The sequence below is a fragment of the Enterobacter cloacae complex sp. ECL352 genome (assembly GCF_020149545.1).
Taxonomy (GTDB): domain Bacteria; phylum Pseudomonadota; class Gammaproteobacteria; order Enterobacterales; family Enterobacteriaceae; genus Enterobacter; species Enterobacter asburiae_B.
Window position 1 is genome coordinate 640,950 of record NZ_CP083709.1, and the last position, 24,184, is coordinate 665,133.

Consider the following 24,184-nt stretch of genomic DNA (forward strand, 5'->3'; position numbering starts at 1 on the left):
CGGCAACTTGCCCACATGTCAGTAATACTAACCTTTACGGTAAGATACTGAAGATATTCGCCAGGAAGTTTGTATTGTACTGTCTGTTCATCCTCTTCAATGACGCGTTATTTCACAGAGACAGGAAAACGGGAACGATGATTAAGCTTGTTGGCATGATGGATTCACCTTATGTTCGGCGCGTGGCGATTTCCCTTGAGCTTTATGGCGTTGAGTTTGAAAGTCAGCCGCTGTCGGTATTCAGCACTTTCGAAGCGTTCTCCCGAATCAACCCCGCGGTAAAAGCGCCGACGCTGATTCTGGATAACGGAATACGGCTGATGGACTCGTCGCTGATACTTAACTATTTTGAGGCTCAGGCCCCCCTCGAGCGGAGACTTCTGCCCGTCGAGCCGGATGCGCTGGCAAACGATCTTCAGACGCTGGGCTTTATCCTCGCCGCCGCTGAGAAAGCCGTGCAAAATGTGTATGAGCACAACCAGCGCCCGGTGGAAAAGCAGCACGCTTTATGGGTCGAGCGCATTACAACTCAGCTGCTGGCGGCCTGCCGGGAATGGAATATCTTGCTGGAGATTCGTCCGGCCTCCGCCGTTCCCGATCAGGTTGCCGTCACGAGCACGGTTGTCTGGACGTTTATTCAGTCGATGATCCCGCACGTCGTTAACGCAGCGGATTTTAGAGAGATTCAGGCGTTTGCCGAATCATTTGAATCACAGGCGGTCTTTAAAAAATATCCGTTCAACTAAGCGATGAGCCCGGTCAGCGCAGCGCTACCGGGCAAATCAGCGCCTAAATCTGATAATCAATCGCCACTTCTTCCGGCTCCATCACCTGGCGTTTAATCTCATCCACCGACAGCCCGGCGTTGCAGAGTTCGATAAAGCGCCACACATAGTTTCGCTGCAGCTGCCCGCGCTTCAGGCCAAGCCATACGGTATTGGCGTCGAACAGATGACGCGTATCAAGACGCACCAGGTTCCCGTCCTCGCGTTCTCCGCTGGACTGTTCCGCCACCAGACCAATGCCGAGACCCAGCTCGACGTAGGTTTTGATCACGTCAGAATCCTGCGCGCTCAGCACCACGTCCGGCGTTAGCCCTTTGCGGTTGAAGGCCTCGTCTATGCGCGAGCGTCCGGTGATCCCCTGGCGGTAAGTAATCAGCGGCCATTTCGCGACGTCTTCCAGCGTCAGAGGGGAAACCTGATTCAGCGGATGATCGACCGGGAGTAATAAGCTGTGGTACCAGCGGAACCAGGGGAACGCCACCAGCAGCGGGTCGTTGCTCAGGCGTTCGCTGGCAATGCCGATATCCGCCCCACCGTTTTGCAGCAGCACTTCAATTTCCTGCGGCGTGCCCTGGATGAGCTCCAGACGGACGTCGGGAAAAAGTTCGCGGAACGCTTTAATCACTGGCGGCAGGCTGTAGCGCGCCTGGGTGTGGGTGGTGGCGATGGTGAGTACGCCCGAGGCGTCATTGGTGAAGAGATCCGCCAGACGACGCACGTTACTGGCCTCGTTGAGGATCCGCTCAGCGATGGTGAGCAAAGCCTTACCCGGCTCCGTCATGCCGAGCAGCCGCTTGCCGCGACGGATAAAGATCTCTATACCCAGCTCCTCTTCCAGCTCGCGGATGTGGCGGCTGACGCCGGACTGAGAGGTATAAAGCATATTGGCGACCTCGGTCAGGTTGTAGTCCCGCCTGGCCGCCTCACGGATAATTTTAAGTTGCTGGAAATTCACGATTCACTCCGGCGCTTCTGACATAGCTCTATTGTTAGAGTCAGCCGCGCTGCAGAACAAATAATAAAAACCAGCATCTTATGCTTTTATGGAATATCAGCTCACAAGCTGGAGTTCACGGTTCTCAAGCGACGGCTTGCTGACCAGCGACATCAAAATCTCTTTTACCGCCTGCGCCTGCGGTGACAGCGAACCGCGTGCAGACATATTCAGCGACAGCGGCAGGCTCATCGAAGGCGTGGTGATGCGCGCCATCCAGCCGTTCGCCGCGCTGCACAGCGAGCGTGCTGCGGATTCCGGCAGAACCGTCACACCCATGCCGCTGGCAATGGCCGCGGTGAGCGTGGAGATTGAGTCAATTTCGCCGATGATTTTGGCCGTCAGGCGGCGCAGGGAGAACGCTTCGTCCACGCGCACGCGCACGGCGCTGTAGTCGCGCGGCAGATAAAGGTTCATCTCTGCCACGGCGGTAAGATCTACGCTCTGGCCCGGACAGTCGCGTGTCCCCACGAGGTAGAGATCTTCTTTCAGCAGCGGCTGGCTGGTGATGCCGGCGACCGGGGAGCGATCGTAAAGGACCGCCATATCCAGCTGGCCGTTGAGCAGTTTGTCATTCAGCACGGAACCGCTGTTTTCGTGCAGATACACCAGCACTTCTGGCAGCTCAGCGCGAACAGCCTGCAGCAGCGGCATGGTAATAGAGGACGCGGCCGTTCCTGGCGCCAGGCCGATAGAAACGTGCCCGCTCAGGGTCTGGCCCACGTTATTCACCGCCAGCTGCGCCTGTTCACACTGGCGAAGGATGGTGCGCGCATGGGTATACAGGATCTTGCCTGCTTCCGTTGGCGTGACGCCGCGTTTGGTGCGGATCAACAGCTGCTGATCCATCTCGCCTTCCAGAGTAGCCACCTGCTGGCTCAGCGCAGGCTGCGCGATATGCAGCACTTCTGCCGCTTGAGTCAGGCTGCCGATATCGACGATTTTTACGAAGTATTTCAGTCGTCTTAAGTTCATTTTGCCCCCTGTTCGAAATGCTGTGCCGGAACCGGCTGTCGTTGTTGAACAGGTTTTGCAATATGAATGCCACTTTTACCAGGCGGTCTAAATTGTTCGCTAAGCGCCTGAAAATAAGGAAACCTAATTACAGAGGGGGGTTTTATTACCGAAACAGCAGTTTATGATCTGCCCCATTAGGGGTATACCCGCACCATGACGGTGCATTCCGCTGTCAAAAACATCACTTTGCCGATTTTGTCAGCAAACGATCAAAAGGCGTTGATCCACCCTTTGACAAGGCGAACGCAGGTCGATAATATGCGCCCCGTTCACACGATTCCTCTGTAGTTCAGTCGGTAGAACGGCGGACTGTTAATCCGTATGTCACTGGTTCGAGTCCAGTCAGAGGAGCCAAATTTGAAAAGCCTGCTTTTAAAGCAGGCTTTTTGCTTTTCTGTATCTGGTAAAATTGTCGGGTGGCGAAAATCACCTCACATGCCGATCTTAACCGGCATCCCCGACCGCCGTTCCAGCTCAGCGCCCGCACCCTCGTTTATCAGCTGCGTTCGCTGCGCGGCTGAAATAGGCAGCGGCACTTTACTGGTCGATTCAAACTCCGCGCGGTTACGTGATAATGGCTCGTGAACTTCCACCCAGCGGCTGCCGTCCGGCTCGGTGGTGACTTTAACCGGCCTGTCGATAAGCTGCACGCGAGTTCCTACGGGAACATTATCGAAAAGATACTTGATGTCGTTATTACGCAGACGAATACAGCCCTGACTTACCCGCAGCCCGATGCCGAAATTCGAGTTTGTGCCGTGAATGGCATACAGCCTGCCAATGTAAATCGCATACAGCCCCATCGGGTTATCCGGCCCGGCGGGCACGAATGCCGGCAGCGTTTTCCCTTCTGCCGCATAGGCGCGGCGCGTATTCGGCGTCGGAGACCAGGTTGGCCCCTCCTGCTTACGCTCAACGGCCGTCACCCAGTTACGCGGGGTTTCGCGCCCGGCCTGACCGATGCCGATGGGCAGCACTTCAACGGTGTTACCGCCTGGCGGGTAATAGTAAAGGCGCATTTCTGCCGCGTTAACGATAATGCCCTCTCGTACGGTGTCAGGCAAAATGAGCTGCTGGGGTATCACCAGCCGGGTGCCAGGTTTGGGCAAAAAAGGATCCACCCCCGGGTTGGCTTCCAGCAGGTTGCTCAGCCCCTGCCCGTACTGCGCGGCAAAGGCTTCCAGAGGCAGCGTGTTGCCTTCGGGAACGGTGATGATAATCGGGTTTCCCACCAGACGACTGCCTTCCGGCGGAAGCGTATAGGTTACGGCAAACGCACCGGGTACAGCGGCACACAGCGTAAGGACGAACCAGGTAAGTCGAATCATAGTTTTCTGCGCTCAAAAAAGAGAAAGCCCGAACTCAGGCAGGCTTTCTCAGTTTACGCTATCACGCCTCGGTTTTGCGCCACCTGCGCGTCAGCACTTTCTCCGCCTCGACAATAAGGAACATCACAAAACCAATGAGGAAGGTGATGACCCAGTAGCGGAACGGCAGCGCTTCGGTGCCAAACAGCATCTGCATGAACGGTGCGTAAATGATAAGAAGCTGTAACGCCAGCAGTACGCCGCTCACGATCCAAATCCCTTTGTTCGCCAGCAGGCCTTTGCTCAGCGAGAAGCCGTCATTAACGCGGCAGTTGAGCATGTAGAACCACTGCGCAGTGACCAGGGTTTGCAGCAGCACGGTGCGGATAAATTCTGCCGAGTAGCCGCGCGGCTGTAGCCAGGCCTCCAGCACGAAGGCGCTGATGGCAATCATCAGACCGACAAACACCACGCGCCAGATGGCATAGCCGTCCATCACATGGAGATTCGCCTTGCGCGGTGGCCGGTTCATGATGTCCTTCTCACCCGCTTCAAACGCCAGGCCAAACGACAGCGTTGCCGACGTCGCCATGTTCATCCACAGGATCAGGACCGGCGTCAGCGGGATCAGGTTCCCCGCCAGCAGCGCGATGATGATCAGCAGAGCCTGCGCGATGTTGCTGGGGATAACGAACAGAATGGTCTTTTTCAGGTTGTCGTAAACCCGGCGTCCCTCGTGCACCGCGCTGGCAATGGTGGCAAAGTTGTCATCCGTTAACACCATGTCGGCGGCTTCCTTGGTGACTTCCGTCCCCTTAATCCCCATGGCGATACCCACATCCGCCCGCTTGAGCGCTGGGGCATCATTTACGCCATCCCCGGTCATGCCCACGACTTCCTGCTTACTTTGCAGGGCCTGCACAAGGCGGAACTTATCCTCCGGGCTGGTTCGGGCGAAAATATCGTACTGCTGTGCGGCGTCGCTCAGCTGACGATCGTCCATCGCCTCCAGCTCACGTCCGGTGATAGCGCTTGCGGCGTTACCAATCCCCAACATTTGCCCAATGCTCATTGCCGTTTGCGGGTGGTCACCAGTGATCATTTTCACGCGGATCCCGGCCTGCAGACAGTCGGCAATGGCGGTAATCGCCTCCGGACGCGGCGGATCCATCATGCCTGCAATACCCAGCAGGATCACGCCATCATGCAGGTCCGGGTGATCCAGCTCGCGCTGTCCCTCGCGGGCAGGTTTCCATGCCGCAGCCACCATGCGCAGACCTTCCCGGGCATACTCTTCAATCTTCCCTTCCCAGTAGGGCTGATCGAACGGCTGCAGTCCGTCATTCGTCTGCTGGTACTGGCAGAGGCGGAACAGGACGTCCGGCGCGCCGGTGATTAAAATCACCTCTTCATCGCCCAGCCGGTACAGCGTGGACATGTATTTATACTGTGAATCAAACGGGATTTTGCTGCGCATTTCGGTATCGAGCGGTGGGAGCGGAATTTTCACCGCCAGCACCTTCAGCGCGCCCTCGGTTGGGCCCCCGGTGATTTTCCACAGCCCCTGCTCGTCTTTGATCAGCTGGCTGTCATTACAAAGGTCAATGGTGCGCAGGTAGCGTTCCAGCAGGGAACCCTGCGTTACGCTAACGGGCGTTGGGTCATCTACGGGGTGAATATTCCCCACCGGTTCGTAGCTGTCGCCCTCCACGCGATAGGTCGTGTCAGCGGTAATCACCGCTTTGACCGTCATTTCATTCATCGTCAGGGTGCCGGTTTTATCCGAGCAGATGACCGTCATCGCCCCAAGCGTTTCCACCGTAGGCAGCTTGCGAATGATGGCCTTGCGACGCGCCATGGCCTGTACGCCAAGCGAAAGGATGATGGAAATGATGGCCGGCAGGCCTTCCGGCACGGCGGCAACGGCGAGGCTGATAAGCGACAGCACCAGTTCAGAAACCGGCATATCCCGGAACAGGAGGCTAAAGACAAACAGCGCCACCATCATCACCAGGATAGTGATGAAGATGGTCTTACCGAGCTTGTCCATCTGCACCATCAGCGGCGTGCGGTGCTTTTCAATGTCGGACATCATCTGATTGATGTGGCCCAGCTCGGTCTCACCCCCGGTTGCCACCACCACGCCTTTACCGCCGCCGGAGCTGACGGTGGTGCCTGAATAGAGCAGATTATACCGGTCACCTAAGGGCAGTTCCCCGCTTAACGCGTCGCTGTTTTTCTCAACAACGGTGGATTCGCCGGTCAGAATGGCCTCCTCCACGCGCAGGTTATGCGCCTCAATCACGCGCAGGTCCGCAGGGATACGATCCCCGGCGCGGATCACCACGATATCTCCCGGAACCAGCGCCGCGGTGGGGATCGTTTCATGATTCCCCTGTCGTACCACCACGGCTTCGCTGGAGAGCATATTGCGAATACTCTGCAACGACTTTTCAGCATTGCTCTCCTGAATATGGCCAATCAGCGCGTTAATGATGGCAACCCCAAGGATCACAAACATGTCTACCCAGTGGCCCATAAAGAGCTTAAGCAACGCGGCCACCAGCAGAACGTAAATCAATACGTCGTTAAAATGCGCCAGGAAGCGCAGCCAGGCGGGTTTGCCCTTTTTTTGCGGTAGCGCATTCTCACCATGCTGCTGAAGTCGGGCTGATGCCTCTGTGCCGCTAAGGCCTTCCAGGGTGGAGTGGATATTCGACAGGGTTTCGTCAACGGTTTGTTGATAATACGGACGTTCAGGTTTTCCTGTTTTCATCGTTCCTTCCTCAGGTTCTATTCAGAAATCACCTTGCTTCTCTGTAATTAACGAATAACGAAAACAGGAACATGAGCGTAACGAACAATACTTGCCGCCTCCGATCCTAACAAATGGGTTTGAATATTTGGATTTCGCGAGCCGACAATAATCGCGCCAGCAGCAAGTTCATCCGCCAGCTTAATAACCTCATCACGAACATTTCCGCTACGGACGTGGAGATGAACACGCTCTTCAGGCAGATTCAATTTTTTGACCAGGTCAGACAGCTTTTCTTTCGAATTATTAATCATATATTCATCCATTTTGCGCGCATCTGAAATAAAACCACGCGTCAGCTCGGCTGAAAATTTGGGCATGACGTGCAGCAAATGAATGTCACCCGATGCGCTTTGCGCCAGAAACTGTGCATGCTGCAACGCTTTATCCGCCAGGCTTGTCTCGTAGACATCCACCGGAACGAGAATGTTTTTATACATATCGAGCATCCTTTTTATAACCAACACGAGAGTGAGTGAAGCAAAAAAACGCATTAAATGCAGGGGGTTGCCCTTAATGCCTGTTACGGTAAAAAAAGATGAGTAATATTAAACGTAGCACAGGAATATCAGGTTTAGCGCTTCCCCACTGATAATGGTTATTTAACATTTATCTTTTCGCCGACTATGCTCATAGTCAGCTACTGCTTCCGGCTCATGGAGGAATCTATGTATGGTTTAAGCCTGATCCGTCTGGGTATGTTTATTGCGCTTGCCATTATCGCCAGCACGGCGATTGGTTTATTTACCTATATGGTCGTCACTGTTCTGGCAGAATAGTGTCACCCCTGTCCAGGTTATGGAATAAATAAAACAGTTATTTATTAGGGGAATACAGTGAACCGCTATCTCTCTCTTTTACCGTTCGTTTTGTTAACGCTCACGGCATGCGACCCGAAGCCCAAGCAAGCCGCCCCCCTGCCCAGGATGGTAAAAGTGGCGGAGGTGACGGTTCCCGGTCACGCCCAGCAGCGCGTTTTTCCCGCCCGCATTGAATCGGGCGATGCCACAGACCTTTCCTTCAAGCGCGCAGGTCAAATTGAAGCGCTCGATGTTCGTCAGGGCGCAGCCATCAAACAGGGGCAACAGCTTGCCAGACTGAACGCCCGTGAAGCCCAGCAGCGGGTTAACGACAGACAAACGGCGGCGACGCTGGCCCAGAGGCAGTTCGATCGCTTCCAGACGCTGGCGGGCCGCCAGGCGATTTCGAAAGCAGAAATGGACGTGCAGCGCGCGAACCGCGATTCGGCGAATGCGGCGCTACAGATTGCCCGGGAAGAGCTGAATCAGATGACGCTCGTCGCCCCCTTCAGTGGGACGGCGGCCAGCGTACACGTACGGAACCATCAGGTGGTGTCCCCCGGTCAGCCCATCGCGACGTTAACCCGCACCGACCTGCTGGACGTGGTGTTCAGCATTCCTGAAAACCTGTTTAAGACCTTCGATATCCGCAACGCGCAGTATCGCCCCGTGGTGAGAATTAACGCCATGCCGGATCGGGAATTTACCGCCGTCTACAAAGAGCACTCCGGCAGCAGTGACAGCAATACCCTGACCTGGCAGGTGATACTCACCATGCCGCGGCCAGATGATTTTCCCGCCGTCGGCGGCGTAAGCGGTACGGTGACCATCAATTTAACCAACCTCCCGGCGGGCGCGGACGCTCAGGCGCTGGTCGTACCGATTGAGGCAGTCTTTAACCCGGACAACAGCCCGCGCAACGAGCCGCACGTCTGGGTCGTAACGGGCGAAGGCGATGCGCTGCATCTGGAAGACCGCAAGGTCAGCGTGGGGCAAGTGAGCACCGAAGGGGTGGTGATTACCAGCGGGCTTAAGGCGGGCGAGCGCGTGGTGGCCGCAGGCGTTGGCGAGCTCCATGCTAACCAGCCGGTGCGTATCTGGACGCGTGAACGGGGACTGTAATGGATATCTCTCGTCAATTTATCAATAACCCTGTTCGCGTCTGGCTAACGATCCTGCTGCTGGGCATCGGGGGTATTTTCGCCCTGTTGAATATCGGCAGGCTGGAAGATCCCGCCTTTACCATCAAAACCGCAGTGGTGGTCACCCACTACCCCGGCGCATCCGCTCAGCAGGTTGAAGAAGAGGTGACGCTTCCGCTGGAGAATGCCCTTCAGCAGCTGCCTTATCTGGACAACGTGAGCTCCATCTCTTCAAACGGTCTGTCGCAAATCACCGTTAACATCGCTTCACGCTATCACTCGAACGAGCTGCCGCAGATTTGGGATGAACTGCGACGCCGCGTGGGCGATGCCTCGCGTCAGTTCCCGCCCGGCGTCGTTACGCCCTTTGTGAATGACGATTTCGGCGACGTGTTCGGCTTCTTCTTCGCCATTTCCGGAGATGAATTCAGTAATCCTGAGCTGGTGAGATATGCGGAGCAGCTGCGCCGGGAGTTAATTCTGATACCCGGCGTCGCGAAGGTCGCCATCGGCGGGGCCATTAGCCAGCAGGTCAACATCGATATCTCCCTGACCAAAATGGCCGCGCGCGGCATTACGCTGAACCAGCTTTCCGCCCTGCTCAGCAGACTTAACGTCGTTTCCAGCGCCGGAGAAATCACCTCCGGCACCGAATCCATTCGCCTGCACCCGACCGGTGAATTCGAGAATCTTGATGAACTGGCGGATATCATCATCACGCCTTCCGGCACCGGGGCGGCGACGCGTCTGCGGGATATCGCCACGCTGTCGCGCGGGCTGAACGAATCGCCGGCCAGTATCTACCATGCCAACGGTAAAAAAGCCGTCACCATGGGCGTCTCGTTTATTCCCGGCGTGAACGTTATCGACGTGGGCCACGCGCTGGAGGCAAAGCTAAGCCAGATGTCGGCGGAAAAACCGGCCGGCATACGGATAGACCTGTTTTACGATCAGGCAGCCGAAGTGGGCCACTCCGTTAACGGTTTTATTATTAACTTCCTGATGGCGCTGGCGATTGTCATCGGCGTGCTGCTGATCTTTATGGGCGTACGCAGCGGGATCATCATCTCGTTTTCTCTCGCGCTTAACGTGCTGGGCACGCTGCTGATTATGTATCTGTGGGGCATTGAGCTGCAGCGCATCTCGCTCGGGGCGCTGATTATCGCCCTCAGCATGCTGGTGGATAACGCCATAGTGATTGTCGAAGGGGTGTTGATTGCCCGACAGCAGGGCTCCCCGCTGCTAACCGCCGTGAACTACATCATCCGCCGCTCCGCCCTGCCGCTGCTGGGGGCGACGGTGATTGCCATCCTGGCGTTTGCCCCTATCGGGCTGTCGCAGGATTCCACCGGAGAATACTGTAAATCCCTGTTCCAGGTGCTGCTGATTTCCCTGATGCTGAGCTGGTTTTCGGCGCTCACCCTCACCCCGGTGCTGATTAAGTGGTGGTTGTTTAAAAACAACAGCGCGCCCGATAAAACCGACGAGTCAGATCCTTACGACAAACGTCTCTACCGCGCCTACCAGCGCCTGCTTAACACGCTGCTGCACCATAAGGCACCGACGCTCATTGTGATGGCTGCGCTGCTGGCAGCGTCTGTCTGGGGTTTTAGCGCCGTACGGCAAAACTTTTTCCCGTCGTCTAATACGCCGATTTTCTTTGTGGACCTGTGGTTACCCTACGGTACCGATATCAAGTGGACTGAGAAAATGACCGGCGATATTGAAAAGACGATCAATGGCCAGCCTGGCGTGGAGACCACCGTCTCAACCATTGGTCAGGGAAGTATGCGCTTCATTCTGACCTACAGCGGGCAGCGGCAGTACGGCAACTATGCGCAAATCATGGTAAGAATGGACGACCAGCGCAACATCTCCGTCCTGACGCGCCACGTGGATGAGTACATCGCGCGAAACTATCCGCAGGTCAACGCCAGCACTAAACGCGTGATGTTTGGCCCCTCCGGCGACAGCGCCATTGAGGTGCGCATTAAAGGCCCGGACCCTGACAGGCTGCGTCTGATAGCCAGCCAGGTGGACGATATTCTCACGCGCGACCCTGCCACGGGCAGCGTCAGGAACGACTGGCAAAACCGCAGCAAGGTTATCCGCCCACAGTACGTTGCCGCCCTGGGCCGCGAGCTTGGCGTAGATAAGCAGGACGTCAATAACGCGCTGGAGATGAACTTCTCCGGCAGCCGGGCGGGGCTGTATCGGGAAGGCAGCGACCTGCTCCCGGTCGTGGTGCGCCCGCCTGAGAGCGAACGGCTGGACGCCAATCACCTGAACAACGTGCTGGTGTGGAGCCAGACGCGGCAGCAGTATATCCCGCTGAGTAACGTCGTCAGCCGCTTCTCGCTGGAGTGGGAAGATCCGCTCATCCTTCGCCGCGACCGCTCGCGGGTGCTGACGGTGCAGACGGACCCGGACCCGCTGAGCCAGCAAACCTCCGGGGACATTCTCGCCCGCGTGAAGCCGCAGATTGATGCCCTTAGCCTGCCACACGGCTACAGCATTGAATGGGGGGGCGACGCGGAAAACTCCAGCGAAGCGCAGCAGGGGCTATTCACTACGCTACCTCTCGGGTATCTGGTGATGTTTGTCATTACGGTGCTGATGTTCAGCTCGGTGAAAAATGCGGTCGCCATCTGGCTGACCGTACCGCTGGCGTTGATTGGCGTCACGCCGGGATTTTTACTTACCGGCATTCCCTTTGGCTTTATGGCGCTGATTGGTCTGCTGAGCCTGAGCGGCATGCTGATCCGCAACGGCATCGTGCTGGTGGAAGAGATCGAGCAGCAGAAAACGCAAAAGGATCAGCACAGTGCGATCGTTTATGCCGCCACCTCGCGCCTGCGCCCCATTCTGCTCACCGCGTTTACGACCGTGCTTGGCCTGGCTCCGCTGCTGCTGGACGTTTTCTTCCAGAGCATGGCCGTTGTGATTATGTTTGGACTGGGGTTTGCTACAATCCTGACGCTGCTGGTACTCCCCGTTATCTATGCGTGTTTCCATCGTAAGGACGAAGCCAAACCACAATGAATGCGACAGGGCTGAACATTATCAAGACGCTGGGCTGTATGACGGCGGTGACCTTCTTTACCATCTACAACACCTGGGATCGTTATGATTATGACTATCACTGGATCCTGGGGTTTTTAACCTTTATCTCGACGATTGCCACGCCGCTGTTTTTTGTGGTTGCGGGCTATCTCGACGGACAATCACGGCACGGCACCCGCTGGCAGCTGGGTAAAATTAAAAGTCTGGTGACTGTTTTTCTGTTCTGGATAACGATCTACTACCTGTGGGAGCCCTATCAGCGCGGGTATTTAATCCAGCCCTGGTTCGTGTTCGCCTTTGTAGTGATTTACACCTTCCACCCGGCGGTGGAGTGGCTCAGCCAGCGGCGAGCGCTGTTCTGCGGCGCGATTGCCGCCCTGCTGCTCTTTTCTTACGGATACGATCTGCTATCGGCGCTCTATCCTGAGGCGCACGCCCTTTCTCTTTCACCGCAGTATCGGCTGTGGACGTGGCTGCTGTTCTATCTGACGGGGCAACTCTTCTGCGACCCGAAAATTGCCGAGTGGATAAGCCGCAAAAATGTGGTCAGGGCGGCGGTTGTCGCTATCCCGTTTATCTATCTATTCACCTGGTTTTACGAGCGCCACTTCTTCTTCGCGCTGTTCAAGGCGGACAGAAACGCCTTTATTCTCACCGGCTCGCAGATCTACATCCTGATTATTGCCCTGGTGATTGCGGCGAACGGCGTGCGCTTTCGCCGCAATGCTGAATTTAAGGAGTCCATTCTGGCCGCCATCAGCAAAACGATGACCGGCGTGTACATTGTGCACTACTCGGTGTTTCATCTGCTGACGGCGCTGATACCGGTGACCTCTCTCGGTATGAAGCTGGCGCTGATTGTGCTCACTTTCATTACCTCTGTTCTCTTCTCCATGCTGGTATTGTCTAACGCCGTGGCAAAAAAGGTGATCACCCTTTAGAAGCCTAAGCGCAGCCAGGCAAAGAGCACGTTGCCGTTGTTATAGGTTCCGGGAATATAGGTGAACTGGACGGTAACGCGCTTATACCCGGCCGAAAACAGCGGGAAGATGAACGGTAGCGGGACATAGTTTGCAAAATCATCTCGCGCCGTGATGCCCGCCGCAGCGCCGAGCCCAAGGCGGAAATCTTTGGCATTATCCAGATACCAGCCCTTCTCCCAGCCATAGCCCATCGCGGGCTGCCATTCGTTGTGCGAGTCCTTGAACATCATCGCGAACAGCGCGCTCCAGTTGCCCTCTTCGTTATAGCGGGAAACGCCCAGCCCGCCGCCCCACGGCATTTCATTGTAATTGTCCGTTTTTTCTTTGTCGTACATAAAGCGGGCGTGCCAGCTCAGAAACGGCAGGTACAGATCGTAACGTTGGGGCTCTTCCCAGGTTTGCGAAATATCATCCGTAAGCGCATTCCACCAGCCGCTGATGCGCTGTTCACCATAGACGTTGGGCTCCGCATGAAGCGGTGCGACGAATAAAAACAGGACCATCCAGAATGCCGAAAAGGTGCGTTGCATCGTTATTCCCTCAGCTTAACTCGCGCAGCAGTCACTATTACTGTAAACCATTCAGCACTTAACGGAGCCGGGAAGACATAATTATATGGCGCAGGTGTAGATGAAATTTATTTATTCAGCACCATCCGGAAAGATAAAAACGTTTTCTCAGGCGTTTTGTCGCGGTAGTCTCATAGGTTCCGTTTATATGACGGCCGCAACGTGAGTGACCTTTTCTTATACCAATAATTAAAAAATCAGTACGGACAGGACAACTATGGACTCCACCCTCATCTCCGATCGTCCCAACGAGGAGACACCTTCGCTCAATCGTGCCCGCCGCGCAGCCTTAGGCAGCTTCGCGGGTGCCGTCGTCGACTGGTATGATTTTCTGCTTTACGGCATCACTGCCGCCCTGGTCTTTAACCGCGAATTCTTCCCGCAGGTCAGCCCTGCGATGGGCACGCTCGCCGCGTTTGCCACCTTCGGCGTCGGCTTTCTGTTTCGCCCGCTGGGCGGGGTGATATTCGGCCACTTCGGCGACCGCCTCGGCCGCAAGCGCATGCTGATGCTCACCGTCTGGATGATGGGGATCGCCACCGCGCTTATCGGTATTCTCCCCTCGTTTGCCTCTATCGGCTGGTGGGCGCCGGTACTGCTGGTCACGCTGCGCGCCATCCAGGGTTTTGCCGTGGGCGGCGAATGGGGCGGCGCGGCGCTGTTATCCGTAGAGAGCGCGCCGAAAAATAAGAAAGCGTTTTACAGCAGCGGCGTACAGGTCGGGTACGGCGTGGGCCTTCTGCTTTCCACCGGGCTGGTATCGCTAATCAGCCAGCTCACCACCGACGAGCAGTTCCTGAGCTGGGGCTGGCGTATTCCGTTTATCTTCAGCATCGTGCTGGTCATCGCCGCGCTGTGGATCCGTAACGGGATGGAGGAGTCGGCTGAGTTCGAAAAGCAGCAGGAAAAACCGGCCACGAACACACGTCTTCCTGTTATGGAAGCCCTCGTCCGGCATCCTGGCGCTTTTCTGAAAATTATCGCCCTGCGCCTCTGTGAACTGCTGACGATGTATATCGTCACCGCGTTTGCGCTGAACTACTCGACGCAAAACCTTGGTCTGCCCCGCGAGCTGTTCCTGAATATTGGCCTGCTGGTCGGCGGGATCAGCTGTCTGACAATCCCCTGCTTCGCCTGGCTGGCGGACCGGTTTGGCCGCCGTCGCGTTTACATCACCGGGGCGCTGATTGGCACCCTCAGCACCTGGCCATTCTTTATGGCGCTCGAGGCGCAGTCGATCTTCTGGATTGTCTTCTTCGCCATCATGCTCGCCAACATCGCTCACGATATGGTGGTCTGCGTCCAGCAGCCGATGTTCACCGAGCTGTTCGGCGCAAGCTACCGCTACAGCGGCGCGGGCGTGGGCTACCAGGTGGCAAGCGTGGTCGGCGGCGGATTTACGCCGTTTATTGCCGCCGCGCTGGTGACCTTCTCCGGCGGCAACTGGCACAGCGTGGCGATTTATCTGCTGGCCGGCTGCCTGCTGTCGGCGGCGACGGCGCTGCTGATGAAAGAGAAGAGCCACGGCTGATCTCCCTTTTGTTTCACGGGCGTGTGACATACTATCGGGTAGAGTCGCACACCTGTGGAACAAGGAGACAGAGATGAATAATAAGGGCTCCAGCCTGACCCCGGCTCAGGCGCTGGAAAAACTCGACGCGCTGTACGAACAGTCCGTCAACGCGCTGCGCGGCGCCATCAGCGAATATATCGAAACAGGGAAACTTCCCGACCAAAAGGCCAGAACCGAGGGCCTTTTTGTTTATCCATCGCTCTCTGTGACCTGGGACGGCAGCGCCAGCAGTAATCCCAAAACCCGCGCCTACGCGCGCTTTACCCACTCCGGCTGCTACAGCACCACCGTCACCCGCCCTGCGCTGTTCCGCCCGTATCTTGAAGAACAACTCACGCTGCTGTACCAGGATTACGGCGCGCACATTGCCGTTGAGCCCTCGCAGCATGAGATCCCGTATCCGTACGTGATTGACGGTTCGGCGTTAACCCTTGACCGCTCCATGAGCGCGGGGCTGACCCGCCACTTCCCGACGACGGAACTTTCACAGATTGGCGATGAGACGGCTGACGGGATTTATCACCCGGCAGAATTTTCTCCCTTGTCGCACTTTGACGCCCGACGGGTCGATTTCTCCCTGGCGCGCCTGCGCCACTACACCGGTACGCCAGTCGAACATTTCCAGCCGTTCGTGCTCTTTACCAACTACACCCGTTACGTTGACGAGTTTGTCCGCTGGGGCTGCAGCCAGATCCTCGACCCGGAAAGCCCGTACATCGCGCTGTCCTGCGCGGGCGGGATCTGGATCACCGCGGAGACCGAAGCGCCCGAGCAGGCCATTTCCGACCTGGCGTGGAAAAAGCACCAGATGCCCGCCTGGCACCTGATCACCGCCGACGGTCAGGGCATCACCCTGATCAACATCGGCGTTGGCCCGTCAAATGCCAAGACCATCTGCGACCATCTGGCGGTACTGCGCCCGGACGTGTGGCTGATGATTGGCCACTGCGGCGGCCTGCGCGAAAGCCAGCTGATTGGCGACTACGTGCTGGCCCACGCCTATCTGCGCGATGATCACGTGCTTGATGCGGTCCTGCCGCCGGATATCCCAATCCCGAGCATCGCCGAAGTACAGCGCGCGCTGTATGACGCCACCAAAGAGGTCAGCGGTATGCCGGGTGAAGAGGTTAAGCAGCGCCTGCGTACCGGCACCGTCGTCACAACGGATGACCGCAACTGGGAGCTGCGCTACTCCGCCTCCGCGCTGCGGTTCAACCTGAGCCGCGCGGTGGCGATCGATATGGAGAGCGCCACCATTGCCGCGCAGGGATATCGCTTCCGCGTCCCTTACGGCACTCTGCTGTGCGTCTCCGATAAGCCGCTGCACGGTGAAATTAAGCTACCGGGCCAGGCCAACCGTTTCTACGAAGGGGCTATCTCTGAGCATCTGCAGATTGGTATTCGTGCGATTGATTTACTTCGCGCGGAGGGCGACAAGCTGCATTCGCGCAAGCTGCGCACCTTCAACGAGCCGCCGTTCCGCTAATCACGATAAGGAAAAACAATGTCCAGCACATCTCCGCTCTCTGCCCTGCGCCACTGGCTTGAGGCCAGCCATCTCGACGGGGTGATCGTCCCGCGGGCGGATGCCTGGCAGAGCGAATACTGCGCGCCCTGTGACGAAAAGCTGGCCTGGCTGACGGGCTTTGACGGTTCGGCCGGCGTGGCGCTGGTGCTGAAAAACAAAGCGCTGCTGTTCGTCGACGGGCGCTATCAGGTTCAGGCGCGCGTTCAGGTCAACACGGATGAGGTTGAGATCCACCATCTGCACAACGAGCCGCTGGCAGAATGGCTGGCAGAAAACGTTGAGGCAGGAACGCGCATCGGTTTTGACGCGCTGCTGATGACCAACGCGGAGTTTGAGCAACTGTCTGCCACGCCGTGCGAGCTGGTGCCTCTGAAGGTCTCGCCGTTTGACACGCTATGGACCGATCGCCCTGCCGCACCGGCGGGGCTTATCCGTGAAATGCCGGTTGAACACAGCGGCGAACGCAGCGCGGACAAACGTCAGCGCGTTGCCGCCGTACTGGCCGCAAACAATGCGGATTATCTCGCCGTTACCCTGCCGGATAACATCGCCTGGCTGCTAAACGTGCGCGGTGCGGATATTCCCTACAGCCCGGTACCGCTCTCCTTTGCCCTTCTTGGTCGTGACGGTCACGTTGAGTGGTTTGTTAACGACAATAAGCTCAGCGCCCTGCCTGATAATCTGCGCAATGCGTTTACCGTTGCCCCGCAGGATACCTTTATTGAACGCTGCCAGCAGAGTGCTGTAGGCAAACGGGTGATGGTTGATGCCGATTCCGCGCCGGTGGCCCTGCGCTTCGCCATTGAGCCACGGGGAGAAATTGTCTGGCGGACCGACCCCATCACTCTGATGAAAGCGACTAAAAACCCGGTCGAGCTGGCAGGTTATCGCGAGTGCCATCACCGGGACGGGGCCGCGTGGGTCAACTTCCTCGCCTGGCTGAGCCGCGAAGTGCCGCTGCGCGAGGCGGCAGGACAACCGCTCACCGAGCTGGACGCGCAGGCGCAGCAGCTTGCGTTCCGTCAACAGCAGCCCGGGTTCATCGAGCAGAGTTTTGCGACCATCTCCGCCTCTTCGAGCAATGCGGCGATGTGCCACTATCATTCGAGCGAGGCCAGCAATAAGCCCATCGGCCATGACCATTTTTACCTGAACGATTCCGGCGGTCAGTACGCTAACGGCACCACCGACGCCACGCGCACGCTGGCATGGGGGAAAGTCGATCCGCAGCCGCGCCTGCACTACACAGCCGTGCTGAGAGGCTTCCTGTCGCTTATTACCCTGCAGTTTCCTTCCGGGACTCAGGGGCATCAGCTGGATGCGTTTGCGCGTCGCCCGCTGTGGGAGATGGGGCTGGATTACGATCACGGCACGGGGCACGGCGTGGGGCACCAGCTGCTGATCCATGAGAACCCGCATCGCATCGCCAAAAAGGTCAATCCGTGGCCGCTGGTGGCAGGCAACATCATGACTATCGAGCCGGGCTACTATCTGGGCGATAGTCACGGTATTCGTATTGAAAACCAGGTGGAGGTTGTGGAGAGCCGTCCGGGGTTCTGCAAATTCGCCTCGCTGACGCTGATCCCGATCGACTTAAGTCAGGTTGAGCTGCATCTGCTGAGCGAGCAGGAAAAGCAGTGGCTGGATGAATATCATCAGCAGGTACGCGAGGCGCTTTTACCTCTGGTGAATAGCGATGCGCATGAGTGGCTGGTTGAGGCGACGGCACCGATTGGTTTGTAATTTCGTGCGGTCTGGAGCCCTCACCCCAACCCTCTCCCACGGGAGAGGGTGCACACACTAAAAACGGCAACAAGGTTGCCGTTTTGCATTTACCTTGCGCAGAAAAGCAAAAAGCCTGCTTAAAAGCAGGCTTTTTAAATTTGGCTCCTCTGACTGGACTCGAACCAGTGACATACGGATTAACAGTCCGCCGTTCTACCGACTGAACTACAGAGGAATCGTGTGAACGGGGCGCATATTATCGATGCTCCCCCGGGATGTCAAAGGCAGAATGCACATTTCCGATCGTTTGCCGAATTATTCTCCACTTCGCGCAATAGTCAGGCATTTTTTCGCGGATATTTCCACAGCCAGCGTCCGCTGACCATCCGCCAGTAGAACAGCGCGCCCCGCACGGCCCAGTCGAGGAACATCCCCAGCCAGACGCCGACCACACCCCATCCGAGCATCACCCCGAGCGTATACCCCGCGACAACGCGACATCCCCACATGCCGAGCATCGATACCCACATCGCAAAGCGGGCATCGCGCGCCCCTTTCAGCCCGGCGGGCAATACCCATGAGGCCGCCCAGATGGGCATAAAGGCCGCGTTGAGCCAGATAAGGATCTTAACGACCTCTTTAACGTCGTCTTCGTGGGTATAGAACGAGGCCATCAGCCCGGCAAACGGCGCGGTTCCCCAGGCGATCAGCGTCAGCCCAATGGTTGACAGCCAGAACACGTGCCGCAGCTGCCGCTCCGCCTGGCCTATCTGCCCTTTCCCGAGCCGTTTACCCGTGATGATGGTCGATGCCGAACCCAGCGCGTTACCCGGCAGGTTAATCAGCGAGGCAATAGAGAAGGCGATAAAGTTACCGGCGATAACGTTGGTCCCCATCCCGGCGACAAACATCTGCGTGAGCAGCTTCCCGCCGTTGAACAACACCGATTCTATGCTGGCGGGGATGCCGATCCCCATCACTTCCCAGATAATGGCGAAATTAAAGGGGCGGAAATAGCTTTTTAGCGTCAGACGCAGCGAGGGGGTAATCCCCGCCATCAGCACCCCGATGATGGCAGCCGCACCGATATAGCGTGAAATGGTTAATCCCAGTCCGGCACCGACGAACCCCAGCCCCTCCCACGAGAACACGCCGTAAATCAGCACGCTGCTGATAATGATATTCAGGATATTCATCCCGCCGTTGATCAGCAGCGGAATTTTGGTATTGCCCGCCCCGCGCAGCGCGCCGCTGCCAATCAGCGCAATGGCCGCCGCCGGATAGCTTAAGACGGTCATTTCCAGGTAGGTCAGCGCAAGGTCTTTAACCTCGTTCGTGGCCTCCCCGGCGACAAAATCGATAATCTCTTTACCGAAATAGTGGATCACCGCCGCCAGAACGATCGAAAAAATGGTCATGATCATCAGCGACTGGCGGGCCGCCTCGCGTGCACGTTTGGGATCAAGCTTGCCGAGGCTAAAGGCCACCACCACCGTCGTCCCGAGATCTATGGCGGCAAAGAACGAGATCACCACCATGTTAAAGCTGTCCGCCAGCCCAACCCCAGCCATCGCCTCTTTTCCCAGCCAGCTTACCAGGAAGGTGCTCAAAACCCCCATCAGCAGAACGCAGGTATTTTCCAGGAAGATAGGCACGGCAAGAGGGGTGATTTCACGCCAGAACAGGACACGATAGCTTTTACGTTTTGCATACCATGGCGTGCGAGTTATCGCCTGGCGTAAGGAGGCAGTGACGTTCAAAATGGACCTTAGCGAGAAAAGTTGAAACTCCATTTCAAATGATGGGGGACAAATGCTAATCCTGCAAAGTATTTTCCAGAAAAAGATGTGTGGATTTACAACAAACTGACGACAGAATCAGCAATCAGTCGATTTTCCCTAAGATCAGGTTTGACAAAACTTTTTTCGCCGCTAAGATAAGCCTCCACAACGATTCCTCTGTAGTTCAGTCGGTAGAACGGCGGACTGTTAATCCGTATGTCACTGGTTCGAGTCCAGTCAGAGGAGCCAAATTTAAAAAGCCTGCTTTTATAGCAGGCTTTTTGCTTTGCGGATGAGGGAAAATGAACGCTCTGTTTGTCTACGGCACGCTGCGCCCGGGCCACTCTAATACGCATATTCTTGAAAACATCGGCGGCGAATGGCTGGCCGGTTCCGTATCCGGCACGTTTTACGAACGCGGCTGGGGCGCCGCGGCGGACTTCCCGGGAATTGTGCTTCACCCTGACGGCTCCCGCGTCGAAGGCTATCTGTTTATCTCGGATAACCTTGCCGCGCACTGGCAAATGCTGGACGAATTTGAAGACGGCTACGATCGGGTTGAGGTCACGGTGACCACCCTTGAAGGCAAGCAGGTTCAGGCCTGGATTTATCAGCTACAGCCGCGTTCTGAGTCATAAAAAAAGGCTCTCTGTCACCAGAGAGCCTTTTTCACCATTCGCTGCGATTACTCGCTTTTTGCTTCGCCGTTTTTGATTTCGCCCATCACTTTCAGCTTTTTAGAGATGTCGCGACGCTCTTTGGACAGCTCAGCGTTTTTGATGATGTAGTCATCAACGCGGTCTTCATAGTCGCTCTTCATGCTGGCGATGATGCCCTGAATAGCTTCAACGCTCATACCTGGCTTGATGTAGTCGCTCAGGTTGTCGAGGAGCAGAACACGTTTCTGGTTGTCACGGATCTTCTTCTCAACGTCCTGGATTTCACGCTGCAGCTTGTTTTTGCGGCGGAACAGGCGGACGAATTCCAGAACATCCTGGAACGAAGGCTTGGTAGTTTCCATTTTTACACCCCTGATAATGTGAGATTCGGATTCGTTAAGGCAACCGCTGTAACAATAACCTTACTGACAGCGGCTGCGAATGACAATGAGTATATCGTTTAAAGCTATCATAACCCCAATTGCTGCTGAATCGAAGCAGCAGGCGTCACATAAGCCTTTTATTTGCGCAGCGCCCGGCAAATAAGGTGCGATAACAGCTCAAGCTGCCGCGCCAGTTCCATGCTCAGCCAGACGTAGCCATGAATAGGCGTTTCCGCCACGTTATCGCTCTGGCGCTCATTGATTAACTGCTTCAGCTCCACGACGATCTCATTCAGCCGCTCACTGTTGGCCAGTATCGGCTGCGGGTTCCCTTCATAGAGCGCATGAGCGATGGTCAACAGCGTTTGCTGCGTCATCTGCTGGGTCTCTTTGAGGGTCTGCGCGTTAAGCATCAACAGATGGCTGGGACGCGAGGCCCAGTGCGCGTTGATCTGCAGTTCAAGCATGCAGACCAGATTGCGGCTTACCGTCTGGATGGCTTCGAAAATCGATTTCTGAATATGGGTTTCTTTGCTGGCGGGCGTGATCAGGCCGCGCATTTTGACCACGTCGTTGAGGATCGTTTGCAGATGCTTTTCCAGCCGGGGACGTTCGACCAGATTCGGGGAAAAACCGGCCTGATAGACGCGGTTAAAGGCGGTGACGTAGTTCGCCATCTGAATACGCCAGTGCAGAAAAGCCCGCTGCGGCCAGATACCGGTGAAGAGCATGGCCAGCAGTGACCCAAGGATGACATCCCCGCTTCGCCACAGCGCCGTGGTCATATCCCCGGCGGGCGCACCGACAACCACCGCGAGAGTAATCCCAATCAGCAAGGCCTGATACGGTCTTTTGCCCAACGCCAGCCAGCCGCACAGGAACATGGCGGCCCCGCACCATGCCAGCATCACGGGAAACGAGATAAGCTCCAGCTTCAGGGCAATAAGCCCAAGGGCCGAGCCTAAAACCGTCCCGCCAATTCGCTCAAAGGCGCGCGGAACAACGTTCCCCCAAAACGAGATGGGCCCCATAACCACCACCAGGGTGATCAGCGGCCACGTCCCTTCCGGAACATCAAGCAAACGGACCAGTACAAACGTCAATACGAACGCCAGCGCGATGCGACACCCATGCACCACGCGGTAATGTTTGTACAAGCGAATTTCAAAAGGGGTTAATGATTTGTCGGGACGCACACCCGCTCTCCAGCTACACGGCAAATCACAATTGTACTGTGTTTTCAGCCGGGCGGCTCGCTCCCGGCTGAAAAACCCTTCATTTAGCAGGCTTAAGCCGTTTTATGCTCTACCGCGATATACATTTCGATATCCCAGTAGCCGTCTGCATTACCGTCATTGAGATAGCGCTCAAAGCAGGGTTTGAGCGCCATCTGGTACTTATTGTCCTGCAGCAGGGAATTAAAGAACTGATACCACGGCGTGGCGAAGTCGTAGTTTTCCACGCGCGCCGTCGCCACGGCATAATCCCCGGCCGCGATTTCCGTCATCATGACGCCTTCGCTGTTTTCCGGGATAACGAAATCGTCAGGTACCGTAACGGCCGTATCGCAGCGCAGTTTTTCTGCCGGGACCTCGTCGGGGTTATCGTAGTAGACCGCAACCCACTCCAGCGGCTCAATGTGGCGCCCGTCCACCCACATCACCAGCTGTTCAAAGCCCTGTTTTACCGTTTGTTCCCACGGTCCGACCAAATGAAAACCGGCAATCTTACGTTTCTGTTGCTGCTTGATGCTGTAGTCCATGCTGCCTCCATTTATTACTGTATATACATACACTATAAAGCGAATTCTGAGGGTTCAGCAAACGTGAAGTGTTTATTATGTGAGCAGACTCGCAACCCCGCCAGTCTGCTCATCAACCGCTAGAGCGTGTGGTGCAGATAATCGCTCATGCGAGAGAACAGTCCGCCTTTATCAACGGCTTCCAGCGTCACCAGCGGCCAGTGCGCCACCACTTTGTCGCGGTCATAGAGCTGGATCTCCCCTACCCGCTGATGCGCAGCAATCGGCGCTTCCAGCTCTTTTTTATCCAGCACGTATTTGGCCTTGATGTTCGGCACTTCCGCTTTCGGCAAGGCCAGCCAGAAGTCCTGGTCGGTGCCCAGTTTCACCTGCTCCTTATCACCGTACCAGATACGCTCTGTCCCCACTTTTTTACCGCTATGCAGGATTTGCACCGTATCGAAATTCTGCTGCCCCCAGTGCAGCAGTTTTCGGGCCTGGTCCTCACGCCCCTTCGGGCTGTCCGCCCCCATGACCACCGCGATTAAACGACGCTGCCCGTCAACGGCGGAGGCAATCAGGTTAAAGCCCGCCCCCGAGGTATGTCCCGTTTTAAGGCCGTCCACGTTCATGGTTTTATCCCACAGCAGGCCGTTACGGTTCTGCTGGGTGATCCCGTTCCAGGTCAGGCTCTTTTCGCTGTACATATGATAAAACTCAGGCTCGCCGTGGATGATGGCCCGGGAGAGTACGGCCAGGTCATAGGCCGAGCTGTGCTGGCCCGGCGCGTCCAGCCCGTGGACGGTTTCAAAGTGCGTATCGCGCAGGCTCAGCTTCTGCACGTAGTCGTTCATCATCTTCACAAACTGCGGCTGACCGCCCGCCACGTGATCGGCCAGCGCCACGCAGGCGTCGTTGCCGGAATCGACAATCAGACCGCGGCTTAAGTCACGCACGGAGACGCGATCGCCCTCTTTCAGGAACATCAGCGACGAGCCGTCAAAAACCGGGTTGCCTTTTGCCCATGCGTCACGCCCGACGGTGACAATGTCGTCCGGCGTAATGCGATGGCTATCAATGGCCCGGTCAACCACATATCCCGTCATCAGCTTGGTCAGGCTCGCCGGATTACGTTGTTGATGTTCGTTACCCGCCGTTAAGATCTGACCAGTCGTGTAGTCCATCAACACCCAGGAGCCAGCTTGAATGGCCGGAGGCTGCGGCGAAAAATCCAGTGGTTCGGCCGCAAAAGCAGATGAGACACTCGAAGCGAGTAAAGAAACAGCAATAAACAGACGGCGTTTCAACGGTATATCCTC

General features: G+C 56.6%; 19 protein-coding genes and 3 tRNA genes. 10 read left to right on the plus strand and 12 right to left on the minus strand.

Annotated elements, in window-relative coordinates; all coding sequences use genetic code 11:
• Positions 1-140 precede the first annotated feature (140 nt).
• Entirely contained in the window at positions 141-746 is a 606-nt protein-coding gene (locus LBF07_RS03050; RefSeq protein ID WP_224435145.1) for a glutathione S-transferase family protein, read from the plus strand.
• 43 nt (positions 747-789) lie between these two features.
• Here LBF07_RS03050 and cbl read toward each other — a convergent pair whose 3' ends face one another.
• Entirely contained in the window at positions 790-1,740 is a 951-nt protein-coding gene (cbl, locus tag LBF07_RS03055) for an HTH-type transcriptional regulator Cbl (RefSeq protein WP_023336219.1), read from the minus strand.
• A gap of 96 nt (positions 1,741-1,836) precedes the next feature.
• Complete coding sequence (gene nac, locus LBF07_RS03060) at positions 1,837-2,754, minus strand: nitrogen assimilation transcriptional regulator NAC (RefSeq protein WP_008499475.1); 918 nt, start codon at positions 2,752-2,754, stop codon at positions 1,837-1,839.
• Positions 2,755-3,074: 320 nt separating this feature from the next.
• Between nac and LBF07_RS03065 the strand changes: the two genes are divergently transcribed.
• Positions 3,075-3,150, plus strand: a tRNA-Asn gene (locus LBF07_RS03065).
• A gap of 77 nt (positions 3,151-3,227) precedes the next feature.
• Here the strand turns inward: LBF07_RS03065 and ldtA are convergent.
• From ldtA to LBF07_RS03080, 3 genes are all read right to left on the minus strand, one after another.
• The gene (gene ldtA / locus LBF07_RS03070; RefSeq protein WP_094934001.1) at positions 3,228-4,124 is read right to left on the minus strand and encodes a L,D-transpeptidase; all 897 of its coding nucleotides are present in this window, start codon (positions 4,122-4,124) and stop codon (positions 3,228-3,230) included.
• Positions 4,125-4,185: 61 nt separating this feature from the next.
• Entirely contained in the window at positions 4,186-6,879 is a 2,694-nt protein-coding gene (locus LBF07_RS03075; RefSeq protein ID WP_094934002.1) for a cation-transporting P-type ATPase, read from the minus strand.
• A 47-nt stretch (positions 6,880-6,926) separates the two neighbouring features.
• Positions 6,927-7,358: a universal stress protein gene (locus LBF07_RS03080; RefSeq protein ID WP_028019628.1), complete on the minus strand. Its 432-nt coding sequence runs from the start codon at positions 7,356-7,358 to the stop codon at positions 6,927-6,929.
• A gap of 396 nt (positions 7,359-7,754) precedes the next feature.
• On the opposite strand from LBF07_RS03080, the gene LBF07_RS03085 reads away from it, so the two are divergent.
• Genes LBF07_RS03085 through LBF07_RS03095 form a run of 3 tightly spaced genes read left to right on the plus strand, consistent with a single transcriptional unit; the run spans position 7,755 to position 12,864 of the window.
• On the plus strand, positions 7,755-8,840 hold the full coding sequence (locus tag LBF07_RS03085) for an efflux RND transporter periplasmic adaptor subunit (RefSeq protein WP_205742257.1): 1,086 nt from the start codon (positions 7,755-7,757) through the stop codon (positions 8,838-8,840).
• On the plus strand, positions 8,840-11,902 hold the full coding sequence (locus tag LBF07_RS03090; protein WP_094934004.1) for an efflux RND transporter permease subunit: 3,063 nt from the start codon (positions 8,840-8,842) through the stop codon (positions 11,900-11,902). Before LBF07_RS03085 ends, LBF07_RS03090 begins: the two co-directional genes overlap by 1 nt.
• Entirely contained in the window at positions 11,899-12,864 is a 966-nt protein-coding gene (locus tag LBF07_RS03095) for an acyltransferase (RefSeq protein ID WP_094934005.1), read from the plus strand. Before LBF07_RS03090 ends, LBF07_RS03095 begins: the two co-directional genes overlap by 4 nt.
• On the opposite strand, the gene pagP is transcribed toward LBF07_RS03095, so the two are convergent.
• Positions 12,861-13,436: a lipid IV(A) palmitoyltransferase PagP gene (gene pagP / locus LBF07_RS03100; protein ID WP_045887840.1), complete on the minus strand. Its 576-nt coding sequence runs from the start codon at positions 13,434-13,436 to the stop codon at positions 12,861-12,863. The two genes, LBF07_RS03095 and pagP, sit on opposite strands and share 4 nt — an antisense overlap.
• A gap of 256 nt (positions 13,437-13,692) precedes the next feature.
• Here pagP and shiA point away from each other — a divergent pair, with 256 nt between their 5' ends.
• The 3 genes from shiA to LBF07_RS03115 all read left to right on the plus strand — a co-directional run bounded on the left by shiA (position 13,693) and on the right by LBF07_RS03115 (position 18,319).
• Positions 13,693-15,006, plus strand: coding sequence for a shikimate transporter (shiA, locus tag LBF07_RS03105; RefSeq protein WP_094934006.1), 1,314 nt, complete (start codon positions 13,693-13,695; stop codon positions 15,004-15,006).
• Positions 15,007-15,079: 73 nt separating this feature from the next.
• Positions 15,080-16,534: an AMP nucleosidase gene (locus LBF07_RS03110; protein ID WP_023312354.1), complete on the plus strand. Its 1,455-nt coding sequence runs from the start codon at positions 15,080-15,082 to the stop codon at positions 16,532-16,534.
• Positions 16,535-16,552: 18 nt separating this feature from the next.
• Positions 16,553-18,319, plus strand: a complete 1,767-nt coding sequence (locus LBF07_RS03115) for an aminopeptidase P family protein (RefSeq protein ID WP_094934007.1) — start codon at positions 16,553-16,555, stop codon at positions 18,317-18,319.
• A 141-nt stretch (positions 18,320-18,460) separates the two neighbouring features.
• On the opposite strand, the gene LBF07_RS03120 is transcribed toward LBF07_RS03115, so the two are convergent.
• Both LBF07_RS03120 and emmdR read right to left on the minus strand, forming a co-directional pair.
• Positions 18,461-18,536 (minus strand) — tRNA-Asn (locus LBF07_RS03120).
• A 103-nt stretch (positions 18,537-18,639) separates the two neighbouring features.
• Positions 18,640-20,094 carry a multidrug efflux MATE transporter EmmdR gene (gene emmdR, locus LBF07_RS03125; protein WP_127341050.1) on the minus strand — a complete coding sequence of 485 codons (1,455 nt, stop codon included), beginning with the start codon at positions 20,092-20,094 and terminating at the stop codon, positions 18,640-18,642.
• 161 nt (positions 20,095-20,255) lie between these two features.
• Between emmdR and LBF07_RS03130 the strand changes: the two genes are divergently transcribed.
• A tRNA-Asn gene (locus tag LBF07_RS03130) sits at positions 20,256-20,331 on the plus strand.
• A 53-nt stretch (positions 20,332-20,384) separates the two neighbouring features.
• Entirely contained in the window at positions 20,385-20,720 is a 336-nt protein-coding gene (locus LBF07_RS03135; RefSeq protein ID WP_094934009.1) for a gamma-glutamylcyclotransferase family protein, read from the plus strand.
• Positions 20,721-20,767: 47 nt separating this feature from the next.
• Here the strand turns inward: LBF07_RS03135 and LBF07_RS03140 are convergent, their stop codons facing one another.
• The 4 genes from LBF07_RS03140 to dacD all read right to left on the minus strand — a co-directional run bounded on the left by LBF07_RS03140 (position 20,768) and on the right by dacD (position 24,172).
• The gene (locus tag LBF07_RS03140) at positions 20,768-21,103 is read right to left on the minus strand and encodes a DUF496 family protein (protein ID WP_008499467.1); all 336 of its coding nucleotides are present in this window, start codon (positions 21,101-21,103) and stop codon (positions 20,768-20,770) included.
• Between the two features lie 158 nt (positions 21,104-21,261).
• Entirely contained in the window at positions 21,262-22,320 is a 1,059-nt protein-coding gene (locus LBF07_RS03145; RefSeq protein ID WP_063928009.1) for an FUSC family protein, read from the minus strand.
• Between the two features lie 92 nt (positions 22,321-22,412).
• Positions 22,413-22,886: a DNA gyrase inhibitor SbmC gene (sbmC, locus tag LBF07_RS03150; RefSeq protein ID WP_033145946.1), complete on the minus strand. Its 474-nt coding sequence runs from the start codon at positions 22,884-22,886 to the stop codon at positions 22,413-22,415.
• Between the two features lie 119 nt (positions 22,887-23,005).
• Positions 23,006-24,172 carry a serine-type D-Ala-D-Ala carboxypeptidase DacD gene (gene dacD / locus LBF07_RS03155; protein ID WP_206461966.1) on the minus strand — a complete coding sequence of 389 codons (1,167 nt, stop codon included), beginning with the start codon at positions 24,170-24,172 and terminating at the stop codon, positions 23,006-23,008.
• Positions 24,173-24,184: the final 12 nt, after the last annotated feature.

Bases quoted from the DNA above. Each gene is read 5' to 3' on its own strand.
- LBF07_RS03110 (WP_023312354.1), top strand. From the start codon at position 15,080: ATGAATAATAAGGGCTCCAGCCTGACCCCGGCTCAGGCGCTGGAAAAA.
- LBF07_RS03135 (WP_094934009.1), top strand. From the start codon at position 20,385: ATGAACGCTCTGTTTGTCTACGGCACGCTGCGCCCGGGCCACTCTAAT.
- nac (WP_008499475.1), bottom strand. From the start codon at position 2,754: ATGAACTTAAGACGACTGAAATACTTCGTAAAAATCGTCGATATCGGC.
- LBF07_RS03140 (WP_008499467.1), bottom strand. From the start codon at position 21,103: ATGGAAACTACCAAGCCTTCGTTCCAGGATGTTCTGGAATTCGTCCGC.
- shiA (WP_094934006.1), top strand. From the start codon at position 13,693: ATGGACTCCACCCTCATCTCCGATCGTCCCAACGAGGAGACACCTTCG.
- LBF07_RS03075 (WP_094934002.1), bottom strand. From the start codon at position 6,879: ATGAAAACAGGAAAACCTGAACGTCCGTATTATCAACAAACCGTTGAC.
- LBF07_RS03080 (WP_028019628.1), bottom strand. From the start codon at position 7,358: ATGTATAAAAACATTCTCGTTCCGGTGGATGTCTACGAGACAAGCCTG.
- LBF07_RS03090 (WP_094934004.1), top strand. From the start codon at position 8,840: ATGGATATCTCTCGTCAATTTATCAATAACCCTGTTCGCGTCTGGCTA.
- LBF07_RS03115 (WP_094934007.1), top strand. From the start codon at position 16,553: ATGTCCAGCACATCTCCGCTCTCTGCCCTGCGCCACTGGCTTGAGGCC.
- sbmC (WP_033145946.1), bottom strand. From the start codon at position 22,886: ATGGACTACAGCATCAAGCAGCAACAGAAACGTAAGATTGCCGGTTTT.
- ldtA (WP_094934001.1), bottom strand. From the start codon at position 4,124: ATGATTCGACTTACCTGGTTCGTCCTTACGCTGTGTGCCGCTGTACCC.
- LBF07_RS03095 (WP_094934005.1), top strand. From the start codon at position 11,899: ATGAATGCGACAGGGCTGAACATTATCAAGACGCTGGGCTGTATGACG.
- pagP (WP_045887840.1), bottom strand. From the start codon at position 13,436: ATGCAACGCACCTTTTCGGCATTCTGGATGGTCCTGTTTTTATTCGTC.
- emmdR (WP_127341050.1), bottom strand. From the start codon at position 20,094: ATGGAGTTTCAACTTTTCTCGCTAAGGTCCATTTTGAACGTCACTGCC.